The sequence below is a fragment of the Pseudomonas sp. Yb2C2 genome (genome assembly GCF_052112325.1).
GTDB classification, from domain to species: domain Bacteria; phylum Pseudomonadota; class Gammaproteobacteria; order Pseudomonadales; family Pseudomonadaceae; genus Aquipseudomonas; species Aquipseudomonas marginalis.
In genome coordinates, this window is record NZ_JAVAJK010000014.1 from 167513 (window position 1) to 190908 (window position 23396).

Below are 23396 nucleotides of genomic sequence, written 5' to 3' on the forward strand. Positions count from 1 at the left end.
GAAGGAACCCACATGTTTACGCTCTCTCAACTGCGAAATTGCATCGAAGAAGGCCTCGCGCCGCTGACATGCGAGTTCACCCTGTGCCGGGATGCGTCGCTGACCCTCAAGGTCTACGACGCCGACACCGGCCGGGTGGACCTGGTGGTGACGGGGATCAGCACCAACCGGCTGCAGACCACGCAAGACGTGGAAAAGATGGTGGAAGAACTGCGCTACGAACTGCAAAGCAACAACATGGGCAAGGTCACGCTGGAAGACGCGCCTTCAACGACGAACCAATGAAATAGAACACCCCGCCCGCGACGATGAACGCCCCCAGCATGTAGAACATGTAGTGGGCCGGCAGGCTGGCCAGCACCAGCCCGCACAACACCGGCCCCAGTGCAGCCCCCAGGTTGGACAGGTTCTGTGCGCCGTAGTACATGCCGCGCAGGTGGTCCGGGGCGATCCGGTCGATAAACATGTATTCGGCCGGGAACACGATGATTTCCCCCACGGTAAATACTGCCATCGCCAGCACCCACCACAGCACGCTGGTGGACAGCGCAAAACCAATCAAGCCCAGCATGAACATGCCCAGGCCGGCAATCAGCCATTGGCTGAGGTAACGGTGGGAAATACGTCGACCAATCACGTATTGCAAGGCGATCACCAGCACGGCGTTGGTGGTGAGCACGGCACTGATGACGGTGTAGGTGTATTCAGCACTGGTGGTGGTAACCAGGTACTGCGAGAGGTAGGCGGTGAACTGGCCGAACACCACGGCGCTGAGCACACCCCCAAGGGTGAAGCACACCAGGCGATGGTCACGCAGCAGCACGCGGCCGACGGCCAGGAACGGCACCGGCTTTTGCGTCACATCGATGGTCGCCAGGGTGCGATCGCCCCAGCGCCAGTACAGCAGGAAAAAACCCGCCCCCAACAACGCCGACAGGATGAACGGCAGGCTGATGTCCAGCTTGGCCACCATCGCCCCAAAGAACGGCCCCGCGGCATAGCCGATATTGGTCAGCGTGTACTTGATGGAAAACACTTCGCTGCGCGCATCTTCCGGCAGCAAGCTGGCAAAACCGGCCTTTACCGCAATATCGATGACCGCGTAGGCCAGGTTGATCAGGATCAGGCAGCTGTAGAACGCCCAGATGTTCTGCGCCAGCACCGTACCGATAAAACCCAGCCCAAACAGCACGCTCAACCCCAGCAACAGTCGATAACTGTTGATGCGGTCGACCAGAAAACCGCCATATACGCTGAGCAGCGAGCCAAGGATCAACGAGCTGCCGATCACCAGCCCAACCTGGGTGATATCGAGGGCAAATTGGCGGGTGAGGTAGATCACCAGGTAGGGAAAGGTAATCGCCTTGGCCAGCGTCAGCAGCAACGTGGCGGACAACAACAGGTTCACGGCGCGGGGGTAGTTTCTTATTGTGGCAAGCATCCTGCTCTCTTTCGTCTAAGGTAACGCGGTCTTGATGGCCGGTTACCTTAACGCAAGAGCGAGGAAAAAACGCGGGTCATTTCTTGACGGGCGTGATCTCCAGGATGGTGCCGTTGGTGGTTTTGAGCAGCACGAACCTGTCGCCCACACGGGCCCACTGGCTGTCGGCTTCAGGCTGCTTGAGACCGCGTTTCTTCCAGTCGCTGACCGCCGACTCCTTGCGCATCAGGATGTCCGGGGCACGGTCGCCTTCTTTCAAATCACGGGTATTGATGTTCGAAGGCTGCACGGTTTCCTGGGGAGTGTCGCCGGCCTGCACGACAAAGCTGGCGGTGGACAGGCTGGCGGCGACCAGGACACAGGCAGCGAGGGTTTTGGACTTCATGGGTGCTCCTTCAATGAATGATGCGTACCCAGGTTCCGACCGCAGGCGCATGAAATCATTCAGCCTGTTGAACCTTGATCCCCTGTGATGAGCATAGGTATCTACACAACTTTTCAGACCCTGACAAATCTCCCTGCCCATTGCCGCCATGAAATAAATCCTGTAATTTTTCATGAAATTATTAGATATAAATTTCATGAACCAGCAAGAAGAACTCGACGCCCTGGCGATCCTGATCCACGACCTGCGCAAGTACAAGAAGCTCACCCTCGCCCAACTCGCACAGAAAATCGAGCGTTCGGTGGGCTTCCTGTCCCAAGTGGAACGGGGCTTGTCGCGTCCGACCGTGGCGGATCTCACCGCCATCAGCCATGCCCTCGATGTGCCCACCACCTATTTCTACAGCCTGCCCAAACCCAAGGCCGTGAGCTGGGTCACCCGCCCCAACGAACGTCGTACGGTGTATTACGCCAACGGCATCACCGACATCCTGGTGTCCCCCAGCATGAATGGCGCCTTCTCGATGCTCGACAGCCTCCTGGCACCCGGTGCCAACAGCGGTGAACAGACCATGAGCGACCGCGCCGAGCAGGCCGGATTTGTACTGGAAGGCGAACTGACCCTGTGGGTAGAGGGCGAGGCCGATTCGGTCACCCTCGGCCCCGGTGACAGCTTCCACCTGGCCAGTTTCGCCCACTGCCGCTACGCCAACCTCACCGACCTGCCCGCCCGTGTGCTGTGGGTTTACAACTAGGAGCAACACCCGTGAAAAGCCAAGCCTCCACGTTACTGGCCGAAGTACGGACCTTTCGCCAGAACCATCCCGACGTGCGTTATGTCGACCTGATTGCCCTGGACATCCCCGGGCATTTCTACGGCAAGCGCTACCCCATCGAGATACTGGAAAAGGTCGCCGCCGGCAGCCCCTTGAAGCTGCCGCAGAACGCCGTGCTGCTGGGGGTTCAGGGCGGGCTGTTCAAGATCGGCGACTACTGCTTCCACGACGGCGACCCGGATGCCAACCGCCGCCTGGTGCCCGGCACGCTCAAGCCGGTGAGCTGGGAGTCGCAGCCTTTGGGGCAGATGTTGATCACCTCGGACGGCACCGAGGCGCCGATCGAATTCGAACCTCGCGAAGTCCTGGCCAAGGTGCTGGAGCGCCTGCACCACAAAGGCATTCACCCGGTGGTGGCCTTCGAACTGGAGTTCTACCTGTTCGACAAAAAACTCGACAACGGCCTGCCGCAATTCGCCCGTGACCCGCTCAGCGATGACACCGACGACCAGCCCAACCTGCATATCGAACGGCTGTCGCGCTTCAGCGAAGTGCTGGACGACATGGCGCAGACCGCCAAGGACCAGGGCATCGACATCACGGTGATCACCGCCGAACTCGGCCCCGGCCAGTTCGAGATCAATTTCGGCCACCTCGACGACGGCCTGCGCGCCGCCGACTGGGCGGCCCTGTTCTGCCGCAGCACCCGTGGCGTGGCGCTGAAACACGGCTACCGCGCCAGTTTCATGGCCAAGCCTTACCTGCAATTTCCCGGCAGCGGCATGCATGTGCATGTCAGCCTGTACGACGGTGCGGGCAACAATATGCTCGCGGCGCACCAGCAGCAACCCCTGCGCCATGCCGTGGCCGGTTGCCTGGAGTTGCTGCCCCACTGCATGCCGATCTTCTCGCCCAACCACAATGCCTTCCGCCGCCTGGGCGGTACGGTCAACGCGGCCACCCGCGCCTGCTGGGGGTTTGAAGACCGCGACGCGTGCGTGCGCATCCCCGACTCCGACCCGCGCAACCTGAGGATCGAACATCGCCTGGCCAGTGCCGACGCCAACCCGTATCTAGTGCTGGCGGCGATCCTGGTCGGCCTTGAACATGGCCTTGAAGCCGGGCGAGAACCTATCGCGCCACTGAACGAGGACCGCAGCAGCGGCACCGACTTCCCCGTGGAAATGCTCGATGCCGTGCGCGCCATGCAGCATCAGCCGGTAGTGCGCGATAAGCTGGGCGCCGAATTTGTCGACGTGTACTGCGAGAACAAACGCCAGGATCACCTGGCCTTTCAACAAGAAATCCATGCGCGGGAATACCGCTGGTTTCTCTAACGACGGAATAACCGATGACCGACCAAAGCGCCCCGGCCCTCAAGGAAATCTTCAACCTCGAACGCCTGCAACACATCGCCAGCGAGATGACCGCGGTGTACCCGGCGTTCGACGCCAAGGGGTTTCTCAAGCATGCCAAGGCCGGGCTCGCCGAGTTATCGGTGATGCAGCGTATGGCGCGGGTCAGCGAAAGCCTGCACGCGGTGATCCCGCTGGACTATGCCCAGACCCTCAAGCTGCTCTACGCCCTGGCCCCGCGCCTGAACAGCGGGTTTGTCAGCCTGTGCCTGCCGCACTACGTGGCGAGCTACGGCCTGGATGACTTCAAACGCTCCATGGCCGCGCTCAAATACTTCACCCCCTTTGGCTCGGCTGAGTTCGCCATAAGACCCTTCTTGCTCCACGACTTCGAACGCACCTTGGCGGTCATGCAAACCTGGTCGCGGGATGACAACGATCACGTGCGCCGCCTCGCCAGCGAAGGCTCGCGCCCGCGCCTGCCGTGGTCGTTTCGCCTGGCCAAGGTGCAGGCCAACCCCGAGCTGTGCGCGCCGATCCTCGATAACCTCAAGGCCGACAACAGCCTCTACGTACGCAAATCCGTGGCCAACCACCTCAACGACATCACCAAGGACCACCCGGATTGGGTGCTCAGCCTGGTCGAAGGCTGGAACCTGGATAACCCGCACACCGCCTGGATCGCCCGCCATGCGCTGCGCAGCCTGATCAAGCAGGGCAACACCCGCGCGCTGACGATCATGGGCGCAGGCGCCAAGGCCGAGGTGAAGCTCCATCACCTGAGCGTGACGCCGGCGGTGATCAAGCTGGGTGAGCGGATCACCCTGTCGTTCAGCCTGGAATCCACCGCCGCCACTGCGCAGAAACTGGTGGTGGACTACGCCATCGACTACGTCAAAAGCGCGGGGCACAGCGCGGCCAAGGTGTTCAAGCTCAAGGCGTTTACGCTGGGCGCGGGTGAACGGCAGAGCATCCGCCGCGAGCAGCATATTCGCGCGTTGACCACGCGCAAGCACTATCCCGGCAGGCATGCGGTGCATGTGCTGGTGAATGGAGAGCGATTGGGCAGTGCCGAATTCGAATTGAGGGATTAATCCGATTCAACCAACACCACAGATCAATGCGGGAGGGTTTCTTCAGCTGGATTCGCCGAGCAACAGTGGCTGCTCCCGCGCGCACAATTCCACCACGTAGTCCCACAACACCCGCAACCGCACCGACTTGTGCAACTCCCGGCGCGAGCTGATCCAGTAGCTGCGCTGGATCCCCTCCCCCGGCAGCAACGGCACCAACTGCGGGTCACCCGACGCCATGAAGCACGGCAACACCGCAATCCCCAATCCGGAGCGTGCGGCCTGGTGCTGGGCGATGACGCTGGTGCTGTGGAACACCACCTTGGGGTTACGGCAGAAGCTGCTGAGGAACTTCAGCTCCTGACTGAACAGCAGGTCATCGACGTAGTCGATCCAGGCGTGGGCGGCGAGGTCTTCGCGTTTTTCGATCGGGGGATTGCGGTCCAGGTAAGCGCGGCTGGCATAGAGCGCCAGGCGGTAATCGGTGAGTTTGCGTGTGACCAATTGATCGACGCTGGGGCGTTCGAGGTGGATGCTGATTTCCGCCTCGCGGTTGAGGATGCTGACGAAACGCGGCACGGCGAGCAGTTCCACTTCCAGGCCGGGATAACGTTCGAACAGCCCGCCCATGCGGCCGGCGAGGAACATCACCCCCAACCCTTCGGCCACCCCGAGGCGGATCTTGCCCAGGGGCGCAGCGGAGTGGGTCAATTCGTCCTCGGCCAACAGCGCGACGTTTTCCATGGCTTCGGCGTGTTTGAGCAGGGCTTCGCCGGCGGGGGTCAGTTCGTAGCCCTGGGCGTGCTGCACGAACAGCGCGGTGCCGAGGCTCTTCTCGATGGCCTCGATATGCCGGGCCACCGTGGCGTGCGTGGTTTTCAGGCGCTGCGCGGCGGTGAGCAGGCGGCCGCTGCGCTGCAACTCCAGAAAATACCGCAGGTCATTCCAGTCGAACATGTCGCCTCCATTGCATGGCCTGGATAGCGCTGTTTAAAAACGCACAGCAGCTGGGTAAAAACTAACATTTTTAAGACGAAAACTAACAACTAGGATGGAGCCAATAAGAAAAACAAGCGAGACCTCAGATGCCCATTGCAGCTGCGCAATACGATTATGTGGTAGTAGGTGCCGGCCCCGCAGGCTGCCTGCTCGCCAATCGACTGTCCGCCAACCCCGCCCACCGCGTGCTGCTGCTTGAAGCCGGTGGCCGCGACAACTACCCCTGGATCCATATCCCCGTCGGCTACCTGTTCTGCATCGGTAACCCGCGCACCGACTGGTGCTTCAAGACCGAAGCCCAGGAAGGCCTGCAAGGCCGTGCGCTGAGCTACCCACGGGGCAAGGTGCTCGGCGGCTGCTCGTCCATCAACGGCATGATCTACATGCGCGGCCAGGCCCAGGACTACGACGGCTGGGCGGCGGCAGGTAACGATGGCTGGGCCTGGAAAGACGTGCTGCCGCTGTTCAAGCAGAGCGAAAACCACTTTGCCGGCAGCTCGGAATTCCACAGTGACGGCGGCGAATGGCGAGTCGAGCAGCAGCGGCTGCATTGGCCGATCCTGGACGCCTTTCGGGACGCCGCGGCGCAAAGCGGCATTGCCACGATCAGCGACTTCAACCAGGGCGATAACGAAGGCTGCGGCTACTTCCAGGTCAACCAGAAGGCCGGGGTACGCTGGAACGCGGCCAAGGCGTTTCTCAAGCCGATCCGCCAGCGGCCCAATCTCACCGTGCTGACCGAGGTCGAGGTAGACCGCGTGGTCCTGGAAAACGGCCGTGCCTCGGCGGTGATCGGGCGTCAAAACGGCCAGCCAGTGAGCTGGAAGGCGCGCAAGGAAATCGTGCTGTGCGCCGGCTCCGTGGGCTCGCCGGGCATCCTGCAACGCTCGGGGATCGGCCCGTCCAGCGTGCTCAAGCCGCTGGGCATCGATGTGCGGCATGAACTGCCGGGCGTCGGCGGCAACCTGCAGGATCACCTGCAGCTGCGGCTGATCTACAAGCTGGAAAACGCCCGCACCCTGAACCAGATCGCCGGTACCGTATGGGGCAAGATGGGCATGGGCCTGCGCTACCTGTATGACCGCAGCGGCCCGCTGTCGATGGCGCCCAGCCAGCTCGGCGCATTTGCCCGCTCGGGCCCGGAACAGACCTCGGCCAACCTTGAATACCACGTACAGCCGCTGTCCCTGGAGCGCTTTGGTGAACCGCTGCATGGGTTCCCGGCGTTTACCGCCTCGGTCTGCGACCTGCGCCCGCAAAGCCGTGGCCGCATCGATATCCGCTCGGCCAACCCGGCGGATGCGCCGCTGATCCGGCCCAACTACCTCAGCCACCCGGAGGACCTGCGGGTGGCCGCCGACGCCATTCGCCTGACCCGACGCATCGTCGCCGCACCGGCCCTGAGCCAATTCAAACCGGTGGAATACCTGCCCGGCGACGCACTGCAAACCGAAGAGCAACTGCATGAAGCCGCCGCACGTATCGGCACGACGATCTTCCATCCAGTCGGCACCTGTCGCATGGGCAGCGATAAAGACGCGGTGGTCGACGCCCAGTTGCGCGTACATGGTGTGCCCGGCCTGCGTATCGCCGATGCCTCGGTCATGCCGCGCATTACCTCCGGCAATACCTGTTCACCGACGCTGATGATCGCGGAAAAAGCCGCGCAGCTGATCCTTTCGCCGAACACTGTAGGAGCGAGCTTGCTCGCGAAAAACGCAAAAGCGCCGCTGCCCTCCGGGTTTCCCGCGTAATTGTTGACAACGTTCGCGAGCAAGCTCGCTCCTGCAAGGAACTGAGAAATAGCGGCGCTGAGCCTGGCGCCGACAGTGGAACAACAATAAATAATCACTGTGAGGGCTTCCCGATGTCAGAACATGCTCAAACCCTGGGCTCGGCGACCAACGCGAGCACCGGTAACGAATCAAGAAAAGTCATCTTCGCCTCGTCCCTGGGGACAGTGTTCGAGTGGTATGACTTTTTCCTCTACGGCGCCCTGGCGGCGGTGATCAGCAAGCAGTTCTTTGCCGGGGTCAACGACACCACGGCGTTTATCTTTGCCTTGATGGCCTTTGCGGCCGGCTTTGTGGTGCGCCCGTTCGGCGCGCTGGTGTTCGGCCGCCTGGGCGACATGATCGGGCGCAAATACACGTTCCTGGTGACCATCATCCTGATGGGCGTGGCGACCTTCTGCGTAGGCCTGCTGCCAACCTACGCCAGCATCGGCATCGCGGCGCCGATCATCCTGATCGTGCTGCGCATGTTGCAAGGCCTGGCATTGGGCGGCGAGTACGGCGGTGCGGCCACCTATGTGGCCGAGCATGCGCCAGCCGGCAAACGCGGCCTCAACACCAGCTGGATTCAATCCACCGCGACCCTCGGTTTGCTGCTGTCGTTGCTGGTGGTGCTGGCATGCCGGTACTTCACCGGCGATCAGTTCGAAGTGTGGGGCTGGCGTATCCCGTTCCTGTTTTCCATTGTGCTGCTGGGTATTTCCACCTGGATCCGCATGAGCCTGCACGAGTCGCCGGCATTCCTGAAAATGAAAGAGGAAGGCAAGGCCAGCAAGGCGCCGATCCGTGAGTCCTTCGGTAAATGGGAAAACCTCAAGGTGGTGCTGATCGCGCTGTTCAGCATCAACGGTGGGCAAGCGGTAACGTTCTACGCGTCGCAGTTCTATGTGCTGTTTTTCCTCACGCAGTTCCTGAAGATGGACCCGGCCCTGGCCAATATGCTGCTGATCATCAGCGTGGTGATTGGCGCGCCGTTCTTCGTCTTCTTTGGCTGGCTGTCGGACAAGGTCGGGCGCAAGCCGGTGCTGATGCTCGGCCTGCTGCTGGCCACCGCGCTGTACTTCCCGATCTTCAAGGGCCTGGCGCACTACACCAACCCGGCGATGGACCAGGCCAGCCGCCAGGCACCGATCACCGTGCTGGCCGACCCGGCCACCTGTACCTTCCAGTTCGATCCGGTAGGCAAGGCGAAATTTGACAGCCCGTGCGACAAGGTCAAGACCTTCCTGGTCAAACAAGGCCTGCCGTACAGCAGTGCCGCCGCCCCGGCCGGCAGCCCGGTGCAGGTCAGCGTGGGTGAAGTGCGCATCGACGGCTTCGACGAGGCAGCGCTGCGCGGTGCAGTGGCCCTGGCCGGCTACCCGACTTCTGCGGATGTGGCGCAGGTCAACAAGGTGATGGTGGTGGTGCTGATCGTGGTGCTGATCCTGATCGCCGCCATGTGCTACGGCCCGCTGGCGGCGCTGATGGTGGAGCTGTTTCCGACACGTATCCGCTACACCTCGATGTCCCTGCCCTACCACATCGGTAACGGCTGGTTTGGCGGCTTCCTGCCGACCGTGTCGTTTGCGCTGGTGGTGTACACCGGGGATATCTTCTATGGCTTGTGGTACCCGGTGGTGGTGACGGGGGTGAGCCTGATTGTCGGATTGTTTTGCCTTAAAGAAACGCGGCATGTGGATCTCGACAACAATTAAACCGATCGCCTGAACACAGGAGATCCCTTGTGGGAGGGGGCTTGCTCCCGATAGCGGTGGTTCAGTCACAGTTGCGTTGACTGATATGGCGCTATCGGAGCAAGCCCCCTCCCACATTTATTTCCGCAACGCTTACACGAATTGCTGTACATCCATACAGATAATAGTTGCTCAAATTCCTCTGACTGAGCATCCTGCAAAGCATCAACCCGATCTGATGTGATGACCATGCGGCTGTACCTCTGTGAAAAACCCTCCCAGGCCAAGGACATCGCGGCCGTGCTCGGCGCCGGTCGCCGCGGCGACGGTTGCTGGTTGGGCAATGGGGTCACCGTCACCTGGTGCATCGGCCACCTGCTGGAAACCGCCCCGCCCGACGCCTACGACGCCAAATACAAACGCTGGGTGCTGGCCGACCTGCCGATCGTCCCGGAAAAATGGAAGATGCTGGTCAAGCCCAAGACCGCCAGCCAGTTCAAGGCCGTCAAGCGCCTGCTGGGGGAAGCCCAGGAACTGGTGATCGCCACCGACGCCGACCGTGAAGGCGAGATGATCGCCCGCGAACTGGTCGAGCATTGCCGCTATCGCGGGCCGATCCAGCGGTTATGGCTGTCGGCACTGGACGATGCCTCCATCCGCAAGGCCCTGGCGGCGCTCAAGCCCGGCGCCGAAACCTTCAGCCTGTACCACTCGGCCCTGGGCCGCTCCCGCGCCGACTGGCTGATCGGCATGAACATGAGTCGCCTGTTTACCCTGCTGGGGCGTCAGTCCGGCTATCAGGGCGTGCTGCCGGTGGGCCGGGTGCAAACACCGACCTTGCGCCTGGTGGTGGACCGCGACCGCAGCATCGCCGACTTCGTGCCCGTGGCGTACTGGGCCATTGATGTGGACCTGCGCCACCAATCCATCACGTTTACCGCACAATGGCGCGCGACCGAGGATGCCTGTGACGACCAGGGCCGCTGCCTTGACCCGCAGTTGGCCCGGGACGCTGCCGACGCCATGAGCAACGCCGCCAGCGCACGCCTGATCAAGCTGCGCACCGAACGCATGCGCGAGGTGGCCCCCCTGCCCTTCGACCTCGGCACCCTGCAGGAAATCTGCTCGAAGAAGCTCGGCCTCGGTGCCCAGGAAACCCTGGATATCGCCCAATCCCTCTACGAAACCCACAAGGTCATCACCTACCCCCGCAGTGACTGTGGTTACCTACCATTGAGCCAGCACAGCGAGGCGCCGAAGATTCTCGCCGCATTGGGCCGTGCGGATGCAGCAGTCAATGAGCTGATGCCGCATATCGATCCCCAGCGCCGCTCACGGGCGTGGAACGATGCCAAGGTCAGTGCGCACCACGGCATCATTCCCACCGGCGCCGGCAAGGACGTCGGCCAACTCACCGGCAAGCACCGTGCGGTCTACACCTTGATTCGCGCGCGTTACCTGGCGCAGTTCCTGCCCAACCATGAATACGATCGCACCCAGGCGGATTTCGACTGTGCGGGCCAGGCGTTGCGTGCGGTGGGCAAAGTGGTGATCGAACCGGGCTGGAAACGTGCCTTGCCCGAAGCCCTGGCACCGGCAAAGGGCCGTGAAGCACCGGCCCCCCAGGCCTTGCCGACACTGGTGCAGGGTCAGGATTACGCGGTAGCCAAGGTCAACCTCAAGGACCTGTGGACCCAACCACCCAAGCCCTTTACCGAAGGTGACCTGATCAAGGCGATGAAAAACGTCGCCAAGCTGGTGGAAGACCCGCTGCTCAAGCAAAAGCTCAAGGACACCACCGGCATCGGCACCGAAGCCACTCGCGCGGGGATTATCCAGGGGTTGCTCGACCGGGGTTACCTGGTGAAGAACGGCAAGACGCTGTCGGCCACCCCGGCAGCCTTCAGCCTGATCGACGCGGTACCCCGCGCCATTGCCGACCCCGGCACCACCGCGATCTGGGAGCAGGCGCTGGACATGGTGCAAAGCGGTGAGATGAGCCTGGAAGAATTCGTCGCCAAGCAGGCGGCGTGGATGAGCAAGCAAGTGGCGCGTTGCAACGGCATGCGCATGACCATCAGCGGGCCGGCCAGCCCGCAGGGCCGAGGTGCTGCGCCGTGGAAAAAGAAGCGCAAGGCGGCCCCTCGCAAGACCGCCACTGGCCCAGAGCGCGCCAGGAAACCGAAAAAAACCGGGTGAAAGGCGAAAAAAACCGGCGAATGACGTTTTTCGACGGGTTTAACGCCGCATTGGACCTTGCCCCGGCGAGTGCCGTCTAGGATTCTGTAGGGGATAACAACAACACCGGAGTGGCCGCCATGAAAACCGTCGCACAATTGCTCAAAGCCAAGGACCAGAAAAACCAGGACGTCCACACCATCCAATGGGACCACACTGTGTTTGAGGCGCTGGTGCGGATGTCGGAGAAAAACGTCGGCGCCTTGCCGGTGGTCAAGGAAGGCACGGTGGTGGGGATCATCAGCGAACGCGATTACGCACGCAAAATAATGCTCAAGGGCCTATCGTCAGTCACTACAAAGGTCCATGAGGTCATGAGCTCGCCGGTGATAACCGTCGATACCCATAAAAGTGTCGAAGCGTGCATGAACATCATGACCGACAGTCACCTGCGCCACCTGCCGGTGGTCGAAGACGGCAAACTGCTGGGCCTGCTCTCCATCGGTGACCTGGTCAAGGAAGCCATCGCCGAACAGGCAGACCTGATCAAGCAGTTGGAGCAGTACATCCGCGGCGAATAGGGGACCCCATGCTCGATACCCTGGAACATCAACAGGACCACCTCGACACCCTGCACCGCGCCATGGCCGAACGGCGCTTCCTGGTATTGACCGGTGCGGGCATCAGCACGTCGTCGGGAATCCCCGACTACCGCGACAGCGAAGGCGTGCGCCGGGGCAAGGCGCCGATGATGTACCAGGAGTTCCTCGCCACTGCCCAGGCGCGGCGGCGCTATTGGGCACGGGCGATGCTGGGGTGGCCGAGGGTACGTATCGCCCAGCCGAACAACGCTCACCGGGCACTGGCGACCTTGCAACAACGCCAGCACATCAGCGGCCTGATCACGCAAAACGTCGACACTTTGCATGACCAGGCCGGTAGCCATGACGTGATTGAATTGCACGGCAGCCTGCACCGGGTGCTGTGCCTGGATTGCCAGTTGCACAGCACGCGCGACCTGATCCAGCGCCAGATGGAAATCGATAACCCGTACCTGGCGCAAGTCCATGCGGTACAGGCGCCTGATGGTGACACCCTGCTTGATCCCGCGTTTGAAGAGCGCTTCCAGGTCCCCCGCTGCCCCCATTGCCAGGGTGAGCGACTGAAACCGGACGTGGTGTTTTTTGGCGAGAACGTCGCACCGGCGACGGCAGCCAGGGCGATGGCGGCGGTAGCCCATGCCGAGGGGCTGCTGGTGGTAGGTTCATCGCTGATGGCTTACTCCGCATTTCGCCTGTGCAAGGCAATGGTCGAACAGGGCAAACCGGTGATCGCCATCAACCTGGGCAAGACCCGGGGTGATGAGTTGTTGCAGGTAAAGATCGAAACCTCGTGCGAACAGCTTCTGCCCTTGTTGGCAGACCGCCTGCAGTCAACCCCTCCTCAGCCATAGCGACCGTCCAGCGCAAAAAATGACGCTCGAGTCACGCATTTGCCGTATCTCCCCATAGCCACGACGAATTATGTAGTGATCAAAAATAATCACTACATACCGTTGACGTAACCTTTTTGTCCTTGCATGATCTAGACGTCTCCCGGATCGGGAGCGTTGGTAGCAAGCGTTTTGAACAAGCTCGTCTGACCGCCGAGCTGTTTTTTCCGGATGTGCACTGCCCACAAGGCAGATTGATGAAGCTGACCGACCCGAAAGGATCGGTACAAGGCGCTCAAATGCGGCTTGTCTTCGTTATGAAACCATTGCGTAGCAGTTCATCAGCAAGACTACATGCATCAGGTTCAAGACCCTGCCCGTATTCGGCAGACCGTCACTGACGCCCGGTTTTCCAAGCCGGAGACAACTAAGCAGTTTTAACGGAATCAACTGATAGATCGCCAACTGGTCAAGGGGCTTACACATGAATCTGAACAACCAACCAACTATCGATGAATTGGCTGAGATGTTCGCAGCGCAGAAAGACACACTCGACGACCATATCCTGTGGATTGGCAAATCGGGCGAAGTGCAAATCGACTGCCTGGCGCCCCACACCGAAGAAGCCGAGTTCGACCGCAATAACCGTGAACTGGCGGCGCGCCTGAAGATGTACCGCCGTGGCCAGGGTTATGTCGGCAAGAAGGCCGCGGCCGATCGCAACTTTATCGAGCAAGTATTCCACACACTTAATACCGAATGGCAGAACCTCAAAGGCCAATCGCACGTTAAAGTGATTGATAGATACTGCTGATAACAGTGCCACTTTAAATTTAAGCCCGCTGGTTTATTCGAGCGGGCTTTTTAATAGCTGTTTTATAACACCGCCGGAAACCTGCCCTTCCCCGCCTCATCGCGAAAAATATCAAACAACACCTGCGCCGCCGCCGACAGTTCATGCCCAGGCTTGGTCAGCACGCCAATCGGCCGCTCGATCACCGGACCGGTCAAGGTGATGCAATGCGCCCCCGCCTCCTGCATCTGCTGCGCACACAAGGCCGGTACGGCGCTGACACCCAGGCCGCTGGCGACCATCTTGCCCACGGTTGCCAATTGATGGCTTTCCAAGGCCACCGGCAGCTTCATCTTCAAGGCCCCCAGGTGCTCCTCCAGCATCACCCGCACCGTGGAAGGCCGCTGCAACGTGATGAACGGGTGCTCCAGCAAGGTTTTCCAGTCGACCTCGGCACACTGTGCCAGCAGTGAATCACCGGGCACCACCGCAATGAAGCGGTCCAGGTACAACGGCGTAAAGGCCAGCGACGAGCCTTCCGAGGGTTCAAACGCGACGCCCAGTTCCACATGGCGGTCGCGAACCATCTCCAGCACTTGCTCGTTGATCAAGTCATGCACCGTCACGTTCACCTGAGGGTAACGGGCGCGGAATATCTTCAGGATCGGCGGCAGCAGGTTGCCGGCAAACGACGGCATCGCCGCCACGGTCACCCGCCCGCGTTGCAGGGTGAACAGCTGACGTAGTTCGTCTTCGGCATTGTCCCAATCGGCCATCAGCCGACGGGCCAGGGGCAGCAGGGATTCGCCCTCGGGCGTGAGGGCCACGTTGCGCGTATTGCGGCTGAACAAGCGCCCGCCCAGCCCTTCCTCCAAGCCCTTGATGGTCAGGCTCAACGCCGATTGAGAAAGGTGCAGGCGCTCGCAGGCGGCGGCAAAACTCAGGCTTTGGGCCACGGCCAGAAAGGCACGCATCTGTTTAACGGTCATGACGCTACTCCGGGCGGCGGGTTGACTATGCTGTTTTCTAAATCAATCAACCTTAAAAAACAACTTAACAAATCAATCTGTCAGCGCAACACTCGATTCATTGGCTGGCCCACAAACAATAAAAGAGGTGCATATGGCAGGTTTCGATAAACGCGTGGCGTCCTACGAGGAAGCACTGGCAGGCCTGGAAGACGGCATGACCGTGCTCTCCGGTGGTTTCGGCCTGTGCGGCATTCCGGAAAACCTCATCAATGAGATCAAGCGCAAAGGCACCCGTGACCTCACCGTGGTTTCCAATAACTGCGGCGTCGACGGCTTTGGCCTGGGCGTGCTGCTGGAAGAAAAGCAGATCAGCAAGGTGATCGCTTCCTACGTCGGTGAGAACGCCCTGTTCGAGAAGCAGTTGCTCAGCGGCGAAATCGAAGTGGTCCTCACCCCCCAAGGCACCCTGGCGGAAAAAATGCGCGCAGGCGGCGCCGGTATCCCCGCCTTCTTCACCGCCACCGGCGTCGGTACTCCGGTGGCCGAAGGCAAGGAAACCCGCGAATTCAACGGTCGCCCGTACCTGATGGAAGAATCCATCACCGGCGACTTCGCCATCGTCAAAGGCTGGAAAGCCGACCACTTCGGCAACGTCATCTATCGCCACACCGCCCAGAACTTCAACCCGCTGGCCGCCACCGCTGGCAAGATCACCGTGGTCGAAGTCGAGGAAATCGTCGAACCGGGCGAGCTGGACCCGGCGCAGATCCACACCCCTGGCATCTACGTCGACCGGATCATCTGCGGCACGTTCGAGAAGCGCATCGAACAGCGCACCGTGCGCAAATAATCCGCCTCCAGCCCGAACAATAAGGACTCATAAAAATGGCTCTTACCCGCGAACAAATGGCTCAACGCGTCGCCCGCGAAATGCAGGACGGTTTCTACGTCAACCTGGGCATCGGCATTCCGACCCTGGTGGCCAACTACATCCCCGAAGGCATGGAAGTCATGCTGCAGTCGGAAAACGGCCTGCTCGGCATGGGTCCGTTTCCTACCGAAGACACCATCGATGCCGACATGATCAACGCCGGCAAACAGACCGTGACGGCGCGCATCGGCGCCTCGATCTTCTCCTCCGCCGAATCCTTCGCGATGATTCGCGGCGGCCACGTCGACCTCACCGTGCTCGGCGCCTTTGAAGTGGACGTACACGGCAACATCGCCTCGTGGATGATCCCCGGCAAACTGGTCAAGGGCATGGGCGGCGCCATGGACCTGGTGGCCGGTGCGGAAAACATCATCGTGATCATGACCCACGCCTCCAAGGACGGTGAGTCCAAGTTGCTCAGCCAATGCAGCCTGCCGCTGACCGGCGCCAACTGCATCAAGCGCGTACTGACGGACCTGGCGTACCTGGAAATCGAAAATGGCGCTTTTGTCCTCAAGGAACGCGCACCTGGCGTCAGCGTTGAAGAGATTGTGAGCAAGACCGCCGGTAAACTGATCGTCCCGGACCACGTTCCAGAAATGCACTTCCAGTGAGGACAGATTCCATGCAAGACGTCGTGATTGTTGCTGCCACCCGCACCGCCGTGGGCAGCTTTCAAGGTTCGCTGGCCACCATTCCGGCACCGGAGCTGGGCGCCGCCGTGATCCGTCGCCTGCTGGAGCAGACCGGCCTGGACCCGGCCGAAGTGGATGAAGTCATCCTCGGCCAGGTACTCACCGCAGGTTCCGGCCAGAACCCCGCGCGCCAGGCCTCGATCCTCGCCGGCCTGCCCCACGCCGTGCCGAGCCTGACCCTGAACAAGGTCTGCGGCTCGGGCCTGAAAGCCCTGCACCTGGGCGCCCAGGCCATCCGTTGCGGTGACGCCGAGGTCATCATCGCCGGCGGCATGGAGAACATGAGCCTGGCACCCTATGTACTGCCTGCTGCGCGCACGGGCTTGCGCATGGGCCACGCCAAGATGATCGACAGCATGATCACCGACGGCCTCTGGGATGCGTTCAACGACTATCACATGGGCATCACCGCCGAGAACCTCGTGGACAAATACGGCATCAGCCGTGAAGCCCAGGATGCTTTCGCCGCCGCCTCCCAGCAGAAAGCCACCGCCGCCATCGAGGCCGGGCGTTTTGTCGATGAGATCACGCCGATCCTGATTCCCCAGCGCAAGGGCGACCCGATTGCCTTCGCCGTCGATGAGCAACCTCGCGCCGGCACCACCGCCGAATCCCTGGCCAAGCTCAAGCCGGCGTTCAAGAAAGACGGCAGCGTCACCGCCGGTAATGCTTCCAGCCTGAATGACGGCGCCGCTGCGGTGCTGCTGATGAGTGCCGACAAGGCCAAGGCCCTCGGCTTGCCGGTATTGGCCCGTATCGCCAGTTACGCCAACGCGGGCGTCGACCCGGCGATCATGGGCATCGGCCCGGTCTCGGCCACCCGCCGCTGCCTGGACAAAGCCGGTTGGAGCCTGGGCGACCTGGACCTGATCGAAGCCAACGAAGCCTTTGCCGCGCAATCCCTGGCGGTAGGCAAAGAGCTGGAGTGGGATGCGGACAAGGTCAACGTCAACGGCGGCGCCATCGCCATCGGCCACCCCATCGGCGCTTCAGGCTGCCGCGTGCTGGTCACCCTGCTGCACGAAATGATCAGGCGCGATGCCAGGAAAGGTCTGGCGACCCTGTGCATCGGTGGCGGCCAGGGCGTAGCCCTGGCCCTCGAACGCAGCTGATAAACGAGCAACACGGAAAAGGCCCGGCTCCACGAAAAGCCAGGCCTTTTCTTTATGCGGTTTCCCTGAACAAACACAGTCCCTCCCCTATAAGATCTTTATTGCCTGTCAGCGTGAGGCACGGCAAACACCGCATTCGCCCGCGCCACCACCTTCTCTCCCACCTGCAGGCTCACCGTGGCAAACGCCATTTGCCGCCCTCGCTTGTGATGTTCCAAACGCACGGTAATCCACTCCCCCACCTGCACCGCCCCCAGGTAATCCACGGTCATGCTCGCCGTAATCAACGGCAACGGCGGCTCACTGGAAAACGCCATGGCATAGCCCATACCGACATCCGCCAGGGTCGCCAGCACCCCGCCGTGCACCGTTCCACGCCCATTGGCATGGCGATTGTCGGCGCGCAGGCCGATTTCCAGTTGCAGGCCGTCACCTCGGCAGTACGCCGGGCCAAGCAAATCCAGCAACGGGCTGCTGCGCGGCAGCGGGACAAAACCTTCGGGCACGGCGTGGGCAATCATGACGAGTCTTCCTTGGGGTCGAATTTGAGGTGTACGCCACACGCCCAACGGCAGCCATCACCATCAGCCTTGCAAATCCTGCACGATACTTTGCGTTAATTCGCCGGACCCGCTTTAATCGCCGCCAATGTCCCCCCCACATCTCAAGGAACTGCAATGCGCCATCCGGACGGCCCCCTTCAATCGCTTCGCGCGCCCCTGTTGATCCTGCTGGCCGGCCTGGCCCTGGTCGGCTGTTCACCCAAGGACCACTCCCGCGCCACGGTGATCAATGGCGAACAAGGCCGGGCCGGTGCGCAACTGGCCTATGAGCACGAACTGACCCTGGCCCTGCCCGGCGCCCTGCTCGCGCCGCGCATGCAGGCCACCCGTGAGGCCTGTGAATCGGCGCGGTTTGGCGCGTGCAATATCCTTGGCATCACCGAAGACAGCAACGGCGGCGAGATCATCCTGCGGATCGCACCTAGCGGCGTCGAACCGATGGTCACCCTGGCCGCTGAGGGCGGCAAACTCGGCCAGCGCATCACCACCGCCGAAGACCTGGCCGACGCGGTCGCCGATATACGTCGCCGCCAGGATCGCCTGCACGCCCAGCAACAGCGCCTCGATGAACTGGCCAAGCGCAAGGACATCAGCGTCAGCGACCTGATCGCCCTGAGCAAGGAGCAGGCGGGCATTGAAAACGAACTGCAGGAACTCGCCCAGGTTGCCGCCGGCCAGCAGCGTCGCCTGGATACCAACCGCGTCACCCTCAACTTCCGCTCTTCCGACGGCGCCAACCAACCGTCACGCTTCAGCCGGATGTTCAGCAACCTGGGCACTAACCTGGTGGACGGCACCGCAGACGCCCTGGAACGCGCCAGCTATGTGCTGCCGTTCGTGATCCTGGCGTTTCCGGTGGTGTGGTTGTGGGTGTGGCTGTGGCGCAAATTTGTCCGGCGCCGCAGCTGATCAGCGCTTCATGCAGCGCTGGTACCGCTCATCCACGCGCTTGGCAAACCACGCCGTGGTCAGGTTGCGGGTGATCTTCGGGCTTTTGAGCACGATGCCCGGCAGGATCGCACGGGGCATCGGCTTGCCGGCAGCCTGGTCGGCCAGGGCAAACACGCGTTTGTAGAGGGTGGTGTCTTCAAAATCCAACTGCTCGCCCTGTTCCAGCTGGCTGCGAATGCTGGGATTGCGCATGTCCAGCTTCGCGCCCAATGAGCGCACCGCCAGTTCGGTGGTGCCGGGCAGCAATGAGCCGTAGCGAATCAAATCCCCGTCCAGCGCCAACTCAGTGCCCGACGCGCGGCTGACCGCCGCCTGGAACGCCGCATTACGGCTGGCGTACCAACCCGCATTGAAGTCGGCAAAGCGGTACAGCGGCTGGTCATAGCTCACCGGGTAACCGAGCAGATGGGCGATACCGAAGTATATGCCGCCGCGCCGGGTGAAGACTTCCCGACGAATCGTGCCATCCACCGTGTAGGGATAACCCCGCGCCTGCTTCTGGGCGAAGTCGATACTGACCTGCATGGGACCGGCGGTGTGCACCGGATTGAAACCGCCAAACAGGGTGTTGCCCAGGGGCACCACGCTGATGAAGTCATCGAAGATGCCACTCAGGTCCTTCTCCGTGCGGGCGGCATTCAAGCGGTCGGCATAGGACTGGCCGGTGGGCGAGCGCAGCTGCAGGGCGCTGCGCACCACAAAAGCGGGCACATGCACCTTGGCGGCACGGCGCAGGATTTCATCCTGGGCGATCTTGCCCATATTGGGTACGGGCGGGTCGACCTGATAGGTGGACTCCTGCTCGGTCACCGCCAATACGGCACAGATATTCTCGGTACTGGGGTAGATCTTTTGAGTGTCAAAGGCAGTGTAGATGTCCTGGGCCCAGCCGTTGCGGTCTGGAACCTTCGCCGGGAGCAAACGCACGATCTCGGCCTTCACCTCGGCCTCGCTGCGCGCTGGTTGCTGCGGGCCGCGTGACGTGGAACAGCCGGCCAGCACCACCAATGAGGTGAGGCAGAGGATCAGGCAGCGTGGGGACATGGGGCTTCCTTGAGGACGATGGGCCAGGCGTTGCGGATATGGACCAGTAAGTCTAACGCGGGTTCGCCAACTCACCTTCTCGCCAGCCGGGGCCGAACGTGACAGGATCTGTCATTCCTCATTCGTACACGGAGTTTGAATGCCATGCTCAGCCTGAACTTCCTCATCACCTGCTTGATTGTCGTACTGATCCCCGGCACCGGCGTGATCTTTACCGTGTCCACAGGCCTCACCGCTGGCAAGCGCGCCAGTGTGTTCGCCGCGCTGGGTTGTACGGCCGGTATCCTCCCGCACTTGCTGGCATCCGTGCTCGGCCTTTCCGCACTGCTGCATACCAGCGCGCTGGCCTTCGAAGTCCTGAAATACGCTGGCGTCGCCTATCTGCTGTATCTGGCGTACGCCACCTGGCGTGATCGCTCGGCCTTCGCCATGAATGACGCACCGGCAGTCGCCACCGCGTGCAGTTTGATGCTGCGCGGTTTCCTGCTGAATATTCTCAACCCCAAACTGACCATTTTCTTCCTGGCCTTCCTGCCACAGTTCATCACGCCCGGCAGCACGGCAGCCGCCGTGCAAATGCTGGTGCTGAGCGCGGTCTTCATGGCAATGACATTTGCGGTGTTTGTGATCTACGGCCTGCTGGCCAACGGGTTTCGCCGCGCGGTAATCGAGTCGCCACGGGTGCAGAACTGGCTGCGCCGCAGTTTTGCGGCGGCGTTTGCAGGGCTGGGGTTGAACCTGGCGTTCGCGCAGCGCTGAAGGCTTTTTGATACGTCGCCCAAAAGGGACGATAGCCGCTGAAAGCTCCCACGTAACGGCAAGATAAGCTCTACAGCCCCAGCCTGAAAACCGCTGCAAAGTCCCTCGCCTGAATACACAGTGCGAGGGATTGCAGATGGTGGTTTTCGTTAAAGCCCTGATTGAAGGGGCTGCTTCTTGAACCCGGCCATTGGCAGGCTGGCCCTGGCCCCGATGGATGTGAAGACGGTCGACGTTGAAAGCGTCTTTCGTGACTTTCGCGAATGCCTGAATACATTCGATGACTGGGCGCAAAGCTTCTGGCGCTTCTCGGCGCTGGAGGTCGAGCAGGTCTTCAAGGTCGGCGATAAGGTGGCGCTGGTCGCACCGATCAATCGCTCAATCATCCCCAGCAGCACCGTCGCCACGTGCCCGGCCAATGGCACCCTGACGCTGGTGCATATGTTCCAAAGCACGCGCTTCGTGCCCATCGGCGACACGCCGGTGATGCTGCAGCGCGTCGATCCCAATGGCGGCCCCTTGGGCGAGCCGATCCACAAGACCATCGGCCCCAGCGGCCTCCTCGAAATCACCGAGTGTGATCGCAACCAGCCGTACCGGATCACCTTCTATCCCAACGTTTCCAAGGACCACGTCAAGGCGCTGTATGGGTCTTATCAGTCGGTGATCGCGGGGTTGGAGGCTCGCCTGCGTGACGAATGGACCCGCACTTTCCAGGATCAGTGGAAAGACTATGCCGAAGCCAAGCCCCTCGATCGGCGCCGAATGCTGGAAGCAGCGTTTTTCAGCGGCCTTGGAAAAGCCCTCTTCAATTTGTGGGACAACGTTACGCAGCTGTATGACCTGCTGGCGGACCTCAAGCCCAACGGCGAAAAGCTGTTGGCCTACCTATCCCAGGCCGAACTCGATGAGCTGCTGAAGCTCGGCAACGACACGATTGCCAATGGTTTGCTGATGCTCAGCGATGAGCCGCTGTTGTTTATCTACCTGTCGGCGATGGTCAGTTGGATGCGCCTGCTGCCACCGCCGCAGATGACTGAACTGTGGGGTGAGATCACTGGCGAGGTCCTGATCAATCTGCTGTTGATTCGTGTATTGGGTGCGATGGGGGTGGTGGCGCGGCTGGGGGCTCAAGTGCTGAGCGCTATCAAATCCAAGCGCGCGCGGGAGTTGTTGGAGTTGCTGGCCAAGCAGCTTGTAAAGCCGGGGTTGGAGCCGCATGCCGAAGCGCTGAAGCCTTTGCTGCTCGGTGGCCCCGCGACAGCGATCAAGACTGTACCGGTTGCGCCGTTGAAGGTTGGGGAGCATGTGGTTTCGAACCCGGTGCCGGCGGTTCGCAGGAAGACTCAGCAGACGGTGTTGGTCCGCCAGGAGCCTGTCGATGATGTGCCCGTTTCAGGGAAGAACCCGAACGGGGATGCGGCGGCCCCTTCGGATAAGACCGTCACCAACGGCTGCCCGGTGTCGATGGTTACCGGGGAGGAATTGCTCACTCTCACCGACGGCACGTTGGATGGAATCTTGCCGTTCGAGTGGACACGGTTATATCGCACCAGTGCGGTGGAAGTGGATGTCGGGTTGGGGTTTGGCTGGAGTCATTCGCTGGCGCATCGGCTTGCGGTGTCGGGCGATTCGGTGGTGTGGACGGACCATGAGAATCGCACTACTTCATTTCCAATGCCGACCGTTGCTCGACCCGCCATCACCAATAGCCTGGCCGAAGCAGCGATCTATTTAGGCGCATCGCCGGACGAACTGGTGCTGTCCCAGGCGTCGCGGTTTTATCACTTTCGCGACGGTGTGCTGGTCTCGATCAGTGATGCCTACGACAACCGGTTGCGGATTGCTCGGGATTTTCTGGGGCGGATTGAGCGGCTGGATAACGGTGCGGGGTGTGCGCTGTTCCTGCGCTATGCGTCGGGCCGCATCGTCGCGGTGGACTACCAGGTGCAGCGGGCCGAAGGCCGTGGTCCGTATGTCTGGATTACCGAGCAGAACGTTGTTTCCTACGCGTACGACGACGCTGGCCGGCTGGTTTCGGCGACCAATGCGGTAGGTGAAAGCGAGGTTTATCGCTACGACGATCAGCACGTGATTCTTGAGCGTGGACTGGCCTGTGGGGCGAGTTTCTTTTGGGAATGGGAACGGGCGGGCAAGGCTGCGCGATGTGTTCGGCATTGGGCCAGTTTTTCCCAGATGGATACGCGGTATGCCTGGGGGGACGACGGCCGTGTCACGCTGCACAACGCCGATGGCAGTCAGGAAGTGTATGTCCATGACGACCGGGCGCGGCTGGTGCAGCGGATTGATCCGGACGGTGCCCAGCATTTCAAATCCTACGATGCCAAAGGCCGGCTGACGGTTGAGCAGGATCCGCTGGGGGCGGTGACGGCGTATCAGTACGACGACGCCGGACACTTGGTGGCGTTGTTTCCCGGGGATGATGAGCCGACGTCCTACGAGCATGACA

Annotated in this window: 22 protein-coding genes; 16 read left to right on the forward strand and 6 right to left on the reverse strand. The window is 61.4% G+C overall.

The annotated features are described in order from the left end of the window. The first annotated feature begins 12 nt into the window (after window positions 1-12). Window positions 13-285, forward strand: coding sequence for a DUF1652 domain-containing protein (locus Q8X51_RS20335; protein ID WP_407694642.1), 273 nt, complete (start codon window positions 13-15; stop codon window positions 283-285). Here the strand turns inward: Q8X51_RS20335 and Q8X51_RS20340 are convergent. Together Q8X51_RS20340 and Q8X51_RS20345 are read right to left on the reverse strand one after the other, a co-directional pair. After that, window positions 248-1441, reverse strand: a complete 1194-nt coding sequence (locus Q8X51_RS20340) for an MFS transporter (RefSeq protein WP_027603186.1) — start codon at window positions 1439-1441, stop codon at window positions 248-250. The genes Q8X51_RS20335 and Q8X51_RS20340 overlap by 38 nt on opposite strands. Before the next feature lie 76 nt (window positions 1442-1517). Further along, entirely contained in the window at window positions 1518-1826 is a 309-nt protein-coding gene (locus Q8X51_RS20345) for an RcnB family protein (RefSeq protein ID WP_027603185.1), read from the reverse strand. A gap of 196 nt (window positions 1827-2022) precedes the next feature. Between Q8X51_RS20345 and Q8X51_RS20350 the strand changes: the two genes are divergently transcribed. From Q8X51_RS20350 to Q8X51_RS20360, 3 genes are read left to right on the forward strand one after another with little or no spacing between them, the layout of a single operon-like run. Continuing rightward, window positions 2023-2580 (forward strand): helix-turn-helix domain-containing protein, encoded by a 558-nt coding sequence (locus Q8X51_RS20350; RefSeq protein WP_407694643.1) that lies wholly within the window; start codon window positions 2023-2025, stop codon window positions 2578-2580. 11 nt (window positions 2581-2591) lie between these two features. Further along, window positions 2592-3938 (forward strand): glutamine synthetase family protein, encoded by a 1347-nt coding sequence (locus tag Q8X51_RS20355; RefSeq protein ID WP_407694644.1) that lies wholly within the window; start codon window positions 2592-2594, stop codon window positions 3936-3938. A gap of 14 nt (window positions 3939-3952) precedes the next feature. Then, a complete protein-coding gene (locus Q8X51_RS20360) occupies window positions 3953-5050 on the forward strand; it encodes a DNA alkylation repair protein (protein WP_407694645.1) in 1098 nt (365 codons plus the stop codon). Between the two features lie 42 nt (window positions 5051-5092). On the opposite strand, the gene Q8X51_RS20365 is transcribed toward Q8X51_RS20360, so the two are convergent. After that, window positions 5093-5986, reverse strand: coding sequence for a LysR family transcriptional regulator (locus Q8X51_RS20365; RefSeq protein ID WP_407694646.1), 894 nt, complete (start codon window positions 5984-5986; stop codon window positions 5093-5095). Between the two features lie 128 nt (window positions 5987-6114). On the opposite strand from Q8X51_RS20365, the gene Q8X51_RS20370 reads away from it, so the two are divergent. The 6 genes from Q8X51_RS20370 (at window position 6115) to Q8X51_RS20395 (ending at window position 13921) form a co-directional block, all read left to right on the forward strand. Then, window positions 6115-7782: a GMC family oxidoreductase gene (locus tag Q8X51_RS20370; protein WP_137213025.1), complete on the forward strand. Its 1668-nt coding sequence runs from the start codon at window positions 6115-6117 to the stop codon at window positions 7780-7782. Between the two features lie 113 nt (window positions 7783-7895). Continuing rightward, the gene (locus tag Q8X51_RS20375; protein ID WP_065927812.1) at window positions 7896-9518 is read left to right on the forward strand and encodes an MFS transporter; all 1623 of its coding nucleotides are present in this window, start codon (window positions 7896-7898) and stop codon (window positions 9516-9518) included. A gap of 228 nt (window positions 9519-9746) precedes the next feature. Beyond that, window positions 9747-11696 carry a DNA topoisomerase III gene (locus Q8X51_RS20380; RefSeq protein ID WP_407694654.1) on the forward strand — a complete coding sequence of 650 codons (1950 nt, stop codon included), beginning with the start codon at window positions 9747-9749 and terminating at the stop codon, window positions 11694-11696. 119 nt (window positions 11697-11815) lie between these two features. Further along, window positions 11816-12256, forward strand: coding sequence for a CBS domain-containing protein (locus tag Q8X51_RS20385; protein WP_027603177.1), 441 nt, complete (start codon window positions 11816-11818; stop codon window positions 12254-12256). Window positions 12257-12264: 8 nt separating this feature from the next. Further along, window positions 12265-13128, forward strand: coding sequence for an NAD-dependent protein deacetylase (locus Q8X51_RS20390; RefSeq protein ID WP_065927813.1), 864 nt, complete (start codon window positions 12265-12267; stop codon window positions 13126-13128). Window positions 13129-13591: 463 nt separating this feature from the next. Continuing rightward, complete coding sequence (locus tag Q8X51_RS20395; protein WP_016977362.1) at window positions 13592-13921, forward strand: hypothetical protein; 330 nt, start codon at window positions 13592-13594, stop codon at window positions 13919-13921. Window positions 13922-13983: 62 nt separating this feature from the next. Here Q8X51_RS20395 and Q8X51_RS20400 read toward each other — a convergent pair whose 3' ends face one another. Beyond that, a complete protein-coding gene (locus Q8X51_RS20400; RefSeq protein ID WP_065927814.1) occupies window positions 13984-14889 on the reverse strand; it encodes a LysR family transcriptional regulator in 906 nt (301 codons plus the stop codon). Window positions 14890-15022: 133 nt separating this feature from the next. Here Q8X51_RS20400 and Q8X51_RS20405 point away from each other — a divergent pair, with 133 nt between their 5' ends. From Q8X51_RS20405 to Q8X51_RS20415, 3 genes are read left to right on the forward strand one after another with little or no spacing between them, the layout of a single operon-like run. Then, a complete protein-coding gene (locus Q8X51_RS20405; protein ID WP_032886653.1) occupies window positions 15023-15721 on the forward strand; it encodes a CoA transferase subunit A in 699 nt (232 codons plus the stop codon). A 35-nt stretch (window positions 15722-15756) separates the two neighbouring features. After that, a complete protein-coding gene (locus Q8X51_RS20410) occupies window positions 15757-16416 on the forward strand; it encodes a CoA transferase subunit B (protein ID WP_027603173.1) in 660 nt (219 codons plus the stop codon). A gap of 11 nt (window positions 16417-16427) precedes the next feature. Further along, on the forward strand, window positions 16428-17609 hold the full coding sequence (locus Q8X51_RS20415) for an acetyl-CoA C-acetyltransferase (protein ID WP_027603172.1): 1182 nt from the start codon (window positions 16428-16430) through the stop codon (window positions 17607-17609). 98 nt (window positions 17610-17707) lie between these two features. On the opposite strand, the gene Q8X51_RS20420 is transcribed toward Q8X51_RS20415, so the two are convergent. Further along, window positions 17708-18130, reverse strand: a complete 423-nt coding sequence (locus Q8X51_RS20420) for a PaaI family thioesterase (RefSeq protein ID WP_407694647.1) — start codon at window positions 18128-18130, stop codon at window positions 17708-17710. Between the two features lie 156 nt (window positions 18131-18286). On the opposite strand from Q8X51_RS20420, the gene Q8X51_RS20425 reads away from it, so the two are divergent. Beyond that, entirely contained in the window at window positions 18287-19081 is a 795-nt protein-coding gene (locus Q8X51_RS20425; protein WP_407694648.1) for a DUF4349 domain-containing protein, read from the forward strand. On the opposite strand, the gene Q8X51_RS20430 is transcribed toward Q8X51_RS20425, so the two are convergent. Then, on the reverse strand, window positions 19082-20167 hold the full coding sequence (locus Q8X51_RS20430; RefSeq protein WP_407694649.1) for a DUF1615 domain-containing protein: 1086 nt from the start codon (window positions 20165-20167) through the stop codon (window positions 19082-19084). Between the two features lie 144 nt (window positions 20168-20311). On the opposite strand from Q8X51_RS20430, the gene Q8X51_RS20435 reads away from it, so the two are divergent. Next, window positions 20312-20926, forward strand: coding sequence for a LysE family translocator (locus tag Q8X51_RS20435; protein WP_407694650.1), 615 nt, complete (start codon window positions 20312-20314; stop codon window positions 20924-20926). 213 nt (window positions 20927-21139) lie between these two features. Continuing rightward, window positions 21140-23396: DUF6531 domain-containing protein (locus Q8X51_RS20440; protein ID WP_407694974.1), on the forward strand; the 2257-nt coding region annotated here is incomplete at its 3' end.

Bases quoted from the DNA above. Each gene is read 5' to 3' on its own strand.
- Q8X51_RS20335 (WP_407694642.1), top strand. From the start codon at position 13: ATGTTTACGCTCTCTCAACTGCGAAATTGCATCGAAGAAGGCCTCGCG.
- Q8X51_RS20340 (WP_027603186.1), bottom strand. From the start codon at position 1,441: ATGCTTGCCACAATAAGAAACTACCCCCGCGCCGTGAACCTGTTGTTG.
- Q8X51_RS20345 (WP_027603185.1), bottom strand. From the start codon at position 1,826: ATGAAGTCCAAAACCCTCGCTGCCTGTGTCCTGGTCGCCGCCAGCCTG.
- Q8X51_RS20350 (WP_407694643.1), top strand. From the start codon at position 2,023: ATGAACCAGCAAGAAGAACTCGACGCCCTGGCGATCCTGATCCACGAC.
- Q8X51_RS20360 (WP_407694645.1), top strand. From the start codon at position 3,953: ATGACCGACCAAAGCGCCCCGGCCCTCAAGGAAATCTTCAACCTCGAA.
- Q8X51_RS20365 (WP_407694646.1), bottom strand. From the start codon at position 5,986: ATGTTCGACTGGAATGACCTGCGGTATTTTCTGGAGTTGCAGCGCAGC.
- Q8X51_RS20370 (WP_137213025.1), top strand. From the start codon at position 6,115: ATGCCCATTGCAGCTGCGCAATACGATTATGTGGTAGTAGGTGCCGGC.
- Q8X51_RS20375 (WP_065927812.1), top strand. From the start codon at position 7,896: ATGTCAGAACATGCTCAAACCCTGGGCTCGGCGACCAACGCGAGCACC.
- Q8X51_RS20380 (WP_407694654.1), top strand. From the start codon at position 9,747: ATGCGGCTGTACCTCTGTGAAAAACCCTCCCAGGCCAAGGACATCGCG.
- Q8X51_RS20385 (WP_027603177.1), top strand. From the start codon at position 11,816: ATGAAAACCGTCGCACAATTGCTCAAAGCCAAGGACCAGAAAAACCAG.
- Q8X51_RS20390 (WP_065927813.1), top strand. From the start codon at position 12,265: ATGCTCGATACCCTGGAACATCAACAGGACCACCTCGACACCCTGCAC.
- Q8X51_RS20395 (WP_016977362.1), top strand. From the start codon at position 13,592: ATGAATCTGAACAACCAACCAACTATCGATGAATTGGCTGAGATGTTC.
- Q8X51_RS20400 (WP_065927814.1), bottom strand. From the start codon at position 14,889: ATGACCGTTAAACAGATGCGTGCCTTTCTGGCCGTGGCCCAAAGCCTG.
- Q8X51_RS20405 (WP_032886653.1), top strand. From the start codon at position 15,023: ATGGCAGGTTTCGATAAACGCGTGGCGTCCTACGAGGAAGCACTGGCA.
- Q8X51_RS20410 (WP_027603173.1), top strand. From the start codon at position 15,757: ATGGCTCTTACCCGCGAACAAATGGCTCAACGCGTCGCCCGCGAAATG.
- Q8X51_RS20415 (WP_027603172.1), top strand. From the start codon at position 16,428: ATGCAAGACGTCGTGATTGTTGCTGCCACCCGCACCGCCGTGGGCAGC.
- Q8X51_RS20420 (WP_407694647.1), bottom strand. From the start codon at position 18,130: ATGATTGCCCACGCCGTGCCCGAAGGTTTTGTCCCGCTGCCGCGCAGC.
- Q8X51_RS20425 (WP_407694648.1), top strand. From the start codon at position 18,287: ATGCGCCATCCGGACGGCCCCCTTCAATCGCTTCGCGCGCCCCTGTTG.
- Q8X51_RS20430 (WP_407694649.1), bottom strand. From the start codon at position 20,167: ATGTCCCCACGCTGCCTGATCCTCTGCCTCACCTCATTGGTGGTGCTG.
- Q8X51_RS20435 (WP_407694650.1), top strand. From the start codon at position 20,312: ATGCTCAGCCTGAACTTCCTCATCACCTGCTTGATTGTCGTACTGATC.